The sequence below is a fragment of the Acetobacter sp. genome (genome assembly GCF_047721705.1).
Lineage (GTDB): Bacteria > Pseudomonadota > Alphaproteobacteria > Acetobacterales > Acetobacteraceae > Acetobacter.
Genome location: NZ_JBDNXK010000098.1, coordinates 1 through 11,049, shown reverse-complemented (window position 1 = coordinate 11,049; position 11,049 = coordinate 1). Strand labels below are relative to the sequence as shown.

Annotated in this window: 7 protein-coding genes; 5 read left to right on the top strand and 2 right to left on the bottom strand. The window is 57.4% G+C overall.

The window, feature by feature from the left end; genetic code table 11:
* Positions 1-28 precede the first annotated feature (28 nt).
* From ABF824_RS13665 to ABF824_RS13655, 3 genes are all read left to right on the top strand, one after another.
* Entirely contained in the window at positions 29-2,356 is a 2,328-nt protein-coding gene (locus ABF824_RS13665; protein WP_415489558.1) for a helicase-related protein, read from the top strand.
* Between the two features lie 81 nt (positions 2,357-2,437).
* Positions 2,438-3,199: a DsbA family protein gene (locus ABF824_RS13660; protein WP_415489556.1), complete on the top strand. Its 762-nt coding sequence runs from the start codon at positions 2,438-2,440 to the stop codon at positions 3,197-3,199.
* A 148-nt stretch (positions 3,200-3,347) separates the two neighbouring features.
* Positions 3,348-5,618, top strand: a complete 2,271-nt coding sequence (locus ABF824_RS13655; protein WP_415489555.1) for a glycosyltransferase — start codon at positions 3,348-3,350, stop codon at positions 5,616-5,618.
* A gap of 32 nt (positions 5,619-5,650) precedes the next feature.
* Here the strand turns inward: ABF824_RS13655 and ABF824_RS13650 are convergent, their stop codons facing one another.
* Both ABF824_RS13650 and ABF824_RS13645 read right to left on the bottom strand, forming a co-directional pair.
* A complete protein-coding gene (locus ABF824_RS13650) occupies positions 5,651-6,736 on the bottom strand; it encodes a purine nucleoside permease (RefSeq protein ID WP_415489554.1) in 1,086 nt (361 codons plus the stop codon).
* 26 nt (positions 6,737-6,762) lie between these two features.
* Positions 6,763-8,325, bottom strand: a complete 1,563-nt coding sequence (locus ABF824_RS13645; RefSeq protein WP_415489553.1) for an adenosine deaminase family protein — start codon at positions 8,323-8,325, stop codon at positions 6,763-6,765.
* A 246-nt stretch (positions 8,326-8,571) separates the two neighbouring features.
* Here ABF824_RS13645 and ABF824_RS13640 point away from each other — a divergent pair, with 246 nt between their 5' ends.
* Both ABF824_RS13640 and ABF824_RS13635 read left to right on the top strand, forming a co-directional pair.
* A complete protein-coding gene (locus ABF824_RS13640) occupies positions 8,572-10,602 on the top strand; it encodes a M1 family metallopeptidase (RefSeq protein WP_415489557.1) in 2,031 nt (676 codons plus the stop codon).
* A 239-nt stretch (positions 10,603-10,841) separates the two neighbouring features.
* Positions 10,842-11,049: hypothetical protein (locus ABF824_RS13635; RefSeq protein WP_415489552.1), on the top strand; the 208-nt coding region annotated here is incomplete at its 3' end.

Sequence of the window (11,049 nt, the reverse complement as noted above, 5' to 3'; positions counted from 1 at the left end):
CCCGGCGCGCGCCGCCCTTGAGACGGCGCTGAACCGCACGGGGCTGAGCATAGAACCTCGGGAAGAACAGGCGCTGCTCAGGCGCATAGGACGCGCTCTGGCACCCGGCGCGAATGAAGTGCCTGACGATGTGTTCCGCGCGGCTCTGTGCGCGGTCAGACGCAAGCGCTGGACCTCCCGCCTGATGGACCTCACACGTCGTGACGGGCGCATCTGGGTCTCCCGCGAGGACATGGAGCAGGCTGTGATCATGGTGGACGATCCCGCCATCACGGACGTCGGACTGCTTGAAGCGCTCAAGCCGGTCATGACCTGCCGCTTCCGCGAACAGGGACGCACACCGAAGGCCGCTCTTGCCAGCGTGCAGGCCGATCTGCTCGACACCGGGCGCGTTCTTTCCGCCGCCCAGACCGCGCGACTGGCGGAAGCGATTGCCGAAGCCTTTGACGTTTCGGATCGACAGAGCTTCATCGGCTCTGCGCAGGACACTGAAGAAGCCCGCGCACGCAATGCCGCCTCAATCGAACAGGCCGCTCAGGCCCGGCGGGAGAGCGAGGAGCAACGCCTGCGCGAATGGGAGAGCAGCCTCGTTCGCTTCCCTGAAGTGCCGCGTATCCTGCATTGCTCGCAACGGGAGGCGCTGCGCTGGATTGCCGAAAATCGGCTTCCGGTCGCCCGCCGTATCCGCCAGCGGGACGGACAGGAACTGTGGGAGTTCGATCCCAACGAACTGATCGCCCTGCGCCCACAACTGCCGGAATGGCGGCGCACCGGCGAAGAATTCTTCGACCGCAAGGAAAAGCGGGGACGTGAAGGTCGACGCGAGACGCAACTGCCTGCCCCACCCAAAGTCGGCAAGCACGTCGCCAACGCCGTCATTGCCCGCGTGGCGGCCCTTGACCGCTACGCCGCCCATTTCCGCACGGCACGAGCGCTCGAACGCCGTATCACGCTGGTGACGGGCCCAACCAATAGCGGCAAGTCTCACACCGCCCTTGATGCTCTGGCGCGTGCCGAAAGCGGGCTAGCGCTGGCTCCTCTGCGGCTCCTAGCGCATGAATTCCGCGAGGCTCTGGCGGCGCGTGGCGTGGAAGCCTCACTTTCCACCGGCGAAGAGCGCCAGATCATTCCCGGCAGCCGTCACCTGGCCGCTACTGTGGAGATGTGCCCCTTTTTCAATCCGGTCGATGTCGCGGTGATCGACGAAGCGCAGATGCTGTTCGACCCGGATCGTGGCGCCGCATGGACTGCCGCCATCATGGGTGCACCGGCCCGGCATCTCTACATCCTCGGCGCACCGGAGTGCATTCCGATGGTGCGACGGATCGCCGAACTCTGTGGCGATCCGATCGACGAAATCTCCCTTCAACGTAAAAGCCCACTCCGGGCGGCATCGGCCCCTGTCCGTCTCAATGAGCTGAAAGCGGGCGATGCGCTCATTGCCTTCTCCCGTCGCGAGGTGCTGGATCTGCGTGCAGCATTGATGGAGCGTGGGCGCCGTGTGGCGGTGGTCTATGGAGCCCTGAGCCCGGAAGTGCGACGTGCCGAGGCCCAGCGCTTCAATGCCGGCACAGCGGACATCCTGATTGCCACGGATGCCATCGGCATGGGCCTGAACCTGTCCATCCGCCGAGTGGTCTTCGCTGCCCTGCGCAAGTTCGATGGACGCCAGACGCGCGATCTTACGGTGCAGGAAGTGAAGCAGATCGGTGGACGTGCGGGACGGTTCGGCAAGCACGAGGACGGTATCGTCGCCGTGCTGGCGGACTCGGGAAGTCCACGTTTCATTCGCGACCATCTGAACGCCGATCCCGTCGCGCCGGAAGAGCTGCGCCCCCTCGTCCAGCCGGATGCGGAAATCGTCCGCGCCATTGCCGCCGAAATCGGTTCGGACAGTCTCTATGGCGTGTTGGCCCGGATTCACCGCGCTGTTCTGCGTCATGATGACCCGAACTACCGGCTGGCCGACATGGAACAGCCTTTCGCCATCGCCTCGGCGCTGGAAGGGGTGGAAGGTCTGGACCTCACGCAACGCTGGACATACGCAATGTGTCCGGTGGATGACCGTGACAACGGTATCCGGCGGCTGGTCGGATGGGCAGCGGATCATGCCGCCGGAGTGCGTATCCCGCCACCGGGAACCGGACGACTCCCGCCACCGGAGCGTGCTGGCCGGGAAGAGCTGGAAAGGGCCGAGAAACGTCACAAGCGTCTGGTGGCATGGCGCTGGCTGGCCCTGCGCTTCCCCGACTTTTATCCCGATCTGGAAGAAGCCGAGGAAACAACGAAACGTCTTAATGACTGGATTGAAAACGTACTGCGTCAGCAGAGCCGGACACGCAAGCAGCGCCACTGACCGACAAGGGCTTTCATCCGAAGAATGGTTTCACCACTTATGGTTTTTCGTTCCTCCCATTTACGCTACAGACATGGTCCCATGACACGCATCCTTCCTAAGTCCGCCGGTCTCCTGCTTCTGGCAACGGCGGCATCCATCGCCTCGTTCACGCCCCTGCGGGCTGAAACCAGCTTCACGCCCTCCCAGCGCAAGGAAATCGTCGAGATCGTTCGACAGGCCCTCAAGCAGGATCCGTCCATCCTGAGCGACGCCATCGCCAGCATGCGCGCCCAAGGCGAAGCCGCACAGCAGGCCGCCAGCCTTCAGGCCGTGCATGACAATGCTGGTAAACTTGGCGCCGCCAACACCGATGTCGTTCTGGGCAACCCGCACGGTTCAGTAACCGTCGTCGAATTTTACGATCCCCGCTGCCCTTACTGTCGCAAGGTTCTGCCGATCATCGACAAGCTGGTCGCGGACGATTCCGATCTGCGTTTCGTGGAAAAAGTTATCCCCGTGCTAGGCCCCAACAGCCAGCTTGAAGCACAGGCTCTGATCGCAGCGGGTCGTCAGAATGCTTATCTGAAGTTCCAGCATGCCCTGATGTCGGATAGCAGCGCTCCATCCCTCGACCGTATCCGTTCGATCGCCCAGTCAGTCGGCCTTGATGTCGCCCGGCTGGAAAAGGACATGAAAGATTCAACGGTTATCGCTCTTCTGCGTGAGAATCTTGATCTAGCGCGCAAACTTGGAGTCGATGGGACCCCCACCTTCATCATCGGTGAGAAAACCATAATTCCCGGCGCTGCATCTGAAGATGACCTGAAAGCGGCAATCGCAGCAGCGCGCAAAGCAAAATAACCTTCTCACTCATGTAGAAAGTCTGGCCTTGCGTTTTTCTGGCCAGACTGTTTTCTTGTTTTGAAGTCAGTCATATCTGTCAGCCTCGACACAGAATTTTCAAAAAACATAGAATTATTCTAATAAACGAGAAAGAGGCATCCGTCGCATGACCAGTTTTCTTGTTCTCTCCGTCCATGATTTCCGCTCACGCCGCAAGGCGAGCGTCCATTTCATAGCGACAGAGCTGGCCAAGCGAGAAACAGTCCGTTTCTATTCAGCTGGTTTCAGCCGTCTTTCGGAACATCGTGGCGATACACGCACAGATCTGAAACATCGCGCCAACCGGGTCGAGGTTGTCGATGGCGTGGAATGTTATCTTCAGTATTGGCCCTGGCATCCCTTCCGCCTACGCAATCCCCGTCTGCACTGGCTGGAAGAAGCCATGTTTGCCGCCTATCGGCTGACAATGCCTGCCATCCTGAAACGCTGGATCAGAGAAGCGGATACGGTGTTCATCGAATCCGGTATGGCTGCGATTTATGTGCCGGACGTAAAAAGGCTGAATCCAAAAGCAAAGATCGTTTATCTTGCTTCTGATGATCTCTCGGTTGTCGGCGCGGCAGAGACCATCAAACGCAGTTTTATTCGTCATTTCGACAAAATCGATCTGATCCGCATGCCTTCCCCATTGCTTCTGGAAGGCATGCCACATGAAAACAGCAGTATCTTCGCGCCACAAGGAGTCGATCGTGAACTCATGGAACGGCCACGCCCATCGCCCTTCGGCGGCCGGGATGCATGTGTGTCCGTCGGCTCCATGCTGTTCGATGCGGATTTTTTCAATCTCGCCGCGCCTGAATTCCCTGATATAGACTTTCATGTCATCGGTGCAGGACGTGCGGCAGAAGGGCTCGATAAGCGCCCCAATATCATCGTCCACAACGAGATGCCTTTCGAGGAAACGCTCGGCTATCTCCAGAACTGTATTTTCGGCATTGCACCCTACAAAAGTGACGATATGCCGAAATATCTTTTCGACACCTCGCTGAAACTCAAACAGTTCGCTTTTTTCGGCAAGCCTGCCGTATGCCCGACTTTTGCCGCAGGCACCGTCGCCGGTCGGTTCGGCTATACGCCGGGTGATAAAAACTCCATCGTCGACGCCATAAAAAAAGCCGTTTCCTGCGAAGAAAATATTTCAATCGATCTCCCGACATGGCAGGAAGTGGTCGATCGCCTGCTTATGCCGGAACGTTTCCCTGAACATCGTCTGGCTGCAAAACAGGAAGGCCAGACCGTCGCCATCTATCGCACGGAGATCCTCCCTCTATCGGAAACCTTCGTTCGTGATCAGGCTCTTTGGTTAAAGCGGTGGAAACCTGTCCTGATTGGCGAACGGGAAATTGATAAACTGCCACTGGAAGGGCTGCCGGTTCGCGCTGTTCACAAGGGACCTGCTACCTTCCTCACGAAAGTTCTCGGCGTTATTTCGCGTCGTCTCAATCGCCCTTCACCGGGAATGATGGCCATTGCCCGTCAGGTAAACCCAAGACTGATTCATGCTCATTTCGGTTTCGATGGTGTCGAGGCATGGCCCATTGCAAAACGACTGGGCGTACCTCTGGTCGTGACATTGCATGGTTCTGACATCACCACACATATGGACTGGTTCGCTTCTGGAAAAGGAGGACGTCGCTGGAAAGCCTATCCCGGCAAACTAGCAAAACTGATCCATAAGCCACATGTCAGTTTCGTTGCAGTCTCTGGCCCGATCCGAAATGCTGCGATCAGGGCAGGCATTCCTGCAAATCTGATTTCCGTCTGTCACATTGGCATCAATGTCGATCGTTTTGTGCCTGCAGAACCCGCACCGGGAAACCGGGAGCCTGTGATCCTGTTTGTTGGACGTCTGGTGGAAAAGAAAGGGACTGCCATCCTTCTGGAAGCATTCCGCCATGTGAAGAATGGTCTACCAGATGCAAAACTGATTATCGCAGGCGATGGCCCGGAGAGCGCGTCTCTGACCCGACAGGCAGAGGACATAGGGTCAGTAAATTTTCTGGGTTCCGTCAATCGTGACACTATCCAGTCGCTCATGAAGGAAGCTCGGGTTTTCTGTCTGCCAAGCATTACCGCGAAAAATGGAGATGCAGAGGGGCTTGGGCTTGTCTTGCTGGAAGCACAGGCCAGTGGCGTCCCCGTTGTCACCTCTGCTCATGGAGGCGCGACAGAAGGAATGGTCGACGGAGAGACGGGCTTTGCGTTTGAGGAACATGATGTACAGGCTTTGACCCGTCACCTTATGTCCCTTCTGACAGACGACGATCTGGCAACGCGTTTTGGAAAAAACGCACGTGCTTACGTCGAAAATCACCATGATATCCGCACATGTACATCACGACTGGAAGCTGTTTACGATTGGGCCTGCATGCAGTGATTTATGAGGGAAGTGGAAATATAACCATTTCCTTACTCACCTTTCGGAATGACGTTCTCATACTTGTCCCAGTGAAGTGCCAACTCGCGAACCACAACACTCCCCGTGCGCCACGCAGCATCCAGAGATGGAATAAATCCTGAAAACCCTGTTTCATTAGCTTCTTCTCTCAGAAGCTGTGCCGCCGTTTCTCCGGGTGGCGGCATGTCATAATTGCTTGCCGCCCGCAGGATGAGAACACGGTTGATATCCACTAGACCGGCTTTCGCCTGTGCGGAAAGAGCCTGCATGAAGCCGATATCCTCTTCCGCCGTCGTCGCGAAAGTTCCTTTATTCTCGGTCCAGTATCGCACCCATCGCTCGGCCCATCGGTTCATCCTCGCTCCCACCCAAAATGTCTCGGAAGAAAGTGTATCGCCCAGCATGACATGAGGTGGGAGACGTGCTTTTGGAAAACCTTTGTAGCGCGCACGATTTGCCTTGAGAGGCTCAGCATCTGGAAGATCGATCGAACGTGTCAGACCATATGCCCAGTTCACCAGATCGGGGTTCAGCGTATAAGCCATATCGCCCCATTGCGAATGAAGGTCGGGCACGGGCTGCATATGCGGGCTGTCACCCTGTACAGGCGTGAATCCATCGGGCCAGTCAGAAGGAATTTCCCGCGCATCGATCATGTGCGCCAGACCGCCATTGATCACGCGCGGAGCCCATACGGCTGATCCTGCTGGGCCAAAGTTTGGATCGATCCCGCCTATACCGGCAAGAATGAAATAAGCCTTCCTCAGATCAAAGCGCGGATCCAGCGCAAGCCCTGTCATGGCAGAGGCCATATGCGACGGCCCTTCTCCCGTGACAATACCCAGAACATGCAGTTGGGAATTATAGCGAAGGATTTCATGATAGCTGCCCGGCGCAGGAAGATCCTCATCCAGCGGCAGCTTTTCCACCCATGCCTGAAATTCACCCGGCGTGTCGCCTTTATCGCTTCCCAGTTCGAAGGTCGTCACAACAACGACCCTCACCGGAATACGGGCAGGTTTGGCTGCGACCGATGCAGAAAAACCTATCAGAGCAAACACCGTGGCCAGAGCAGCGGAAGAACGCAGACGCATCAAAATATCCTTCGAACGGGAAGTCGTGATCAGTTCCGCGACAACGCGCCGCTGGCGATCGCGTGCTCAAATCGTGCGAAATCGCCTTCAAGTTTCCATTGCATGCGCGCCTTCTCATTATGCGCCAGAAGATCATGACAGTCGCCATTATCCGGTGTCGTCAGCGGATCAGTTTCCGCACAGGCCGTTTTCAGACGAAAAGGCTGCGTGCTGTCCCACAGACTTTTCCCCGCAATAAAACCATGTTCCAATCCCATGCGGGAAAGAGCTTTCATATCCACATATGACAACGCGTAAGTTGTGGCCGCTTTGATATATTCCTGCGTCAGCGTCGTGCGGGACACACCCTCGTCATCCGTCGAAAGGGCGACTGGAATCCCGTGCGCGCGATAGGTCTGGAAAGGATGATCCTTGCCCTGCACGCCAAGGATCTGCGCATTGCTCGTCAGGTTGATTTCAACCAGAACATTCCGCTTCGCCAGTTCTTCGAGCAGACCATACGGGTCTCGCTCCCGCATGATATCCACCCCATGCCCGATCCGGGAAGCTCCAGCAATTTCCACGGCCTGACGGATATGGCTTTCCAATCCATCGGGCGGCACAAGGCTGTCGGAAAGTTCGCCCGCATGCAGGGAAAGTTTCACATGTGGCCACTGTTCCGAAAGCACATGGAACATCTGCATGTGCAGGGTGTAATCGCGCATGGCCACAGGGCTGTCTTCCGGCCCCACAATATTGACTCCGACAAAGCGCGGATCAGCTCCCGCAAGCGCATAACCGAACGCGATCTGCGACAGCACCATGCCCGGCGGCATCGTGCGTACCGTCTGGTAAAGATAGCGCACCGTCACATTGCACCCAAGATCTGCCTGCTCCGTTCCACATTTCATCAATGTGCGAGCCTTGCTTTCCATGGCGTCCGTTTCGCCTCGGGCAAGTTTCACATAATGTTGTAAATGGGGTGCCAGCCGTGTGGCCGTGCGCGAAATATCCTTCTCATCCGTAACATGCGTGGAAGCCCCCAGCCGGGCGACGTCGCCCAGTTGAGGAGAAATCATTAACTCAAGATAGGTAACATGGTCGCGCGCGGCCTGCGTCATGACATCAGCGAGCATGTCACCGTCATGAGCAAAGGTCGCCGGGAGGAAGCGATCGAACGTAGCGAAAAAATGATCGTGGCCTGAACGGTCATCGGGCGTGGGCACAAAATTCCGCATCGACAGAGCGTCGATCTCGTTCTCGTAGGATTTTGGATCGTCGATGATCTGCTGGGAAGGAACGGCCCCTTTTGAAGGATGGAAGCCAAAAACGCATTTGGAGGAACTGATCGCCCCGCTATGCTGGTCGACACAGAGCTGATCCCGTTCCGCCCATTCGAGGAGATGCTCCGCGTAGATCGCACCAACAAGATGATTGTGCAGGTCGGCGCCCTTCGGGAAATTCCTCATGAAGACATAGAGCTGACCCGGATCAGCGCGGATGGCTTCGAAACGACTGGCGGCCGTAGTCGTTTCCTCTGAGTCGACCCGGGCTGCAAAGGCGGCATGCATGACGGAGAGGCTCAGGAGAGCCGGCAGGAGATGACGAAGCATGGTTTGGATCGTGTGTCCTTCACGTGAGGAATACAATGGGAGAAGATACAGCATCCATCGTGGTGGCGTCATCTGGTCCGACAGAAAGGCCGACACGGGTATCGGGAGACTGCAATCGTGAAGCGTCCTAGTTTTTTTTCTTCTGTTTTCTCCGCATATGCGGCGTCATTCACCGCACGAATGGACAGAAAGCAGCTTGCGACGCTGAAGCGGGTGACATTCTGCTGTGCGGCGCTGGCAACAACCATGATCTCTCCCGTCGGCACGATACACGCCGCCGACACAGGCGCGCTTTCTCCAGATCCACACCGCATATTCGCACCACTTTCCTACCCGGACGCGCCCACCGTCTATCGGTCGGGCGGGGGCCGCCGTGGCCCGCAACTGTGGCAGAACCGGGCGGATTACGACATAAAAATCGCCCTCGACACAACCAACAAGACGCTTTCCGGTAGCGAGATCATCACCTACACCAACAACAGTCCGGACGATCTGGACGTGCTGTGGGTGCAACTCGACCAGAACATGTATCGGGAAGGATCACGGGCGGATTTCGCCAATCCGGAACGTCATACGCAGCACACCGACGGAATGGTCATCGAGAGCGCCTCGATTGAAGATGCGGGACGCAGCACACCGCTGGTGCCCGTCATTTCCGACACACGGATGCAGCTCCCGCTGGCAGATCCGATGCACAAGGGAGAAAAGCGCAAGCTCCGCATTGTCTGGCATTACACCATTCCCGGCAGCTGGGGCGGTCGTACAGCCGTATCCGAAAGCAGGAACGGCGACATTTACGAGATCGCCCAGTTCTACCCGCGCATGGCTGTCTATGACGACATTCGTGGATGGGACACGGCACCCTATCTCGGTCAGGAATTCTATCTTGATTATGGCGATTTCGATTACAGCGTAACAGTTCCATCCTCATTCGTTGTCGCAGGCTCCGGCGTGCTGACCAATCCCACCGATGTGCTCACACAGGAGCAGCGGCAGCGGCTCGCGCAGGCGGCCAAAAGCGATGAGCGCGTGATGATCCGCACACAGGCCGAGGTCGAAACCCCTCCGGCAGCGCCACAGGACACGGCAGCGAAATCAGACAAAAAGCCGACTCAGCCCGAAGCGCCGACCAAAACCTGGCGCTTCCACATGGCGCATACGCGTGATGTCGCTTTCATGACCTCGGCCGCCTTCCTGTGGGATGCGGCGCGCCTCAATCTTCCGCCCCTTGCTGAAGGATCAGAGAAAGACAGACAGACACAGCCGCGTCTCGCCATGTCCTTCTATCCAGTGGAAGGCATCGGTGCGCATGGATGGGATCGGTCCACGAGCTACGTGAAACATGCGATCGAATATTTCTCCAATCAGTGGGCGCCGTATCCTTGGCCGAACGCCATCAATGCCGCAGGACACGGCGCAGCGATGGAATATCCGGGTATCGCGTTCGAAGGCATGAAAGTCCGCGATCCCGCCCTGTTTTCCCTTACGACGCATGAACAGGGCCACCAGTGGTTCCCAATGCTGGTGGGTTCGAACGAACGGCGACAGGCTTTCATGGATGAGGGCTTCAATACATTCATCGATGTTCTGGCGACCGCTCACTTCAACAACGGCGAATTCGCCCCCAAGAAAGACCCGCAATACGCGCCGGAGTCCGGTAATCCGGCAACGGATATCGTGCGCGTCCTGAAAGACTCGGCAGCGCCCGTTCTCATGGCGCCATCCGATACGGTTCCGGAAACATACCGGCACGATGTCACCTATTTCAAAGCTGCCTATGGTCTGACACTTCTGCGGGAGCAGATCATCGGACCGGATCGGTTCGACCGGGCTTTTCGCGCCTATATCCAGGAATGGGCTTTCCATCACCCCACCGCATCGGATTTCTTCCGCTTCATGAACAGTGAAACGGGCGAGGATCTCTCATGGTTCTGGCGCGGCTGGTATTTCAACAACTGGGGCGCGGACTATGCCGCCGGCCCCGTGTCCTATGTCGATAACGATCCACGGAAAGGCGCACTGGTCCGTGTCGTCAACAAAGGCTCGCTGCCCCTGCCGGTGGTGCTGCAAGTGACGTGGATGGATGGCAGTTCCGCCCGCATTCGCATTCCAACGGAAACATGGATGCTGAAAAACGAACTAATCGTTCAGGTGGCTGGCACACAACCCGTCCGTACGGCCATTCTGGACCCGGACAGGGTCATTCCCGATATTGACCGCAGCAACAACAGCTTTGGAGAAGTTCCGACTGTCACACTCTCGGAGGGGAACCCCTGAAGCGCTTGTTACAAACAGGAACAACTCCATCGGATTCATGTCCTCATTCGGTCATAAACAGGCAGTCTGTTAGTGCTATGCAGAGTTATCCACCAAGGAATGACGTGGACGACATCGCGCCCACCGCCGATCGTTCCCATATCGGATGAAACAGACCTGACAACGCATTCCATTTGTGCCGGAAGCCATTCTTTTTCCCGAAAGAAATGGAGCGTTTATCTAACCCGGGAGAAGAGCCAATGATCAGCAGGCATCTCAAACTTCTGTCACATACTTTTGCGGTCGCATTGGCCATCGGGACTGTGACGCCGGCCTTCGCCCATCCGGGCGGCGGTGGTGGAGGGGGTGGCGGCTTCCACGGCGGCGGAGGCGGTGGTGGATTTCGTGGAGGTGGCGGTCCCGGCGGCGGGCCGGGCGGCGGTTTCCGTGGAGGCGGTGGTCCTGGTG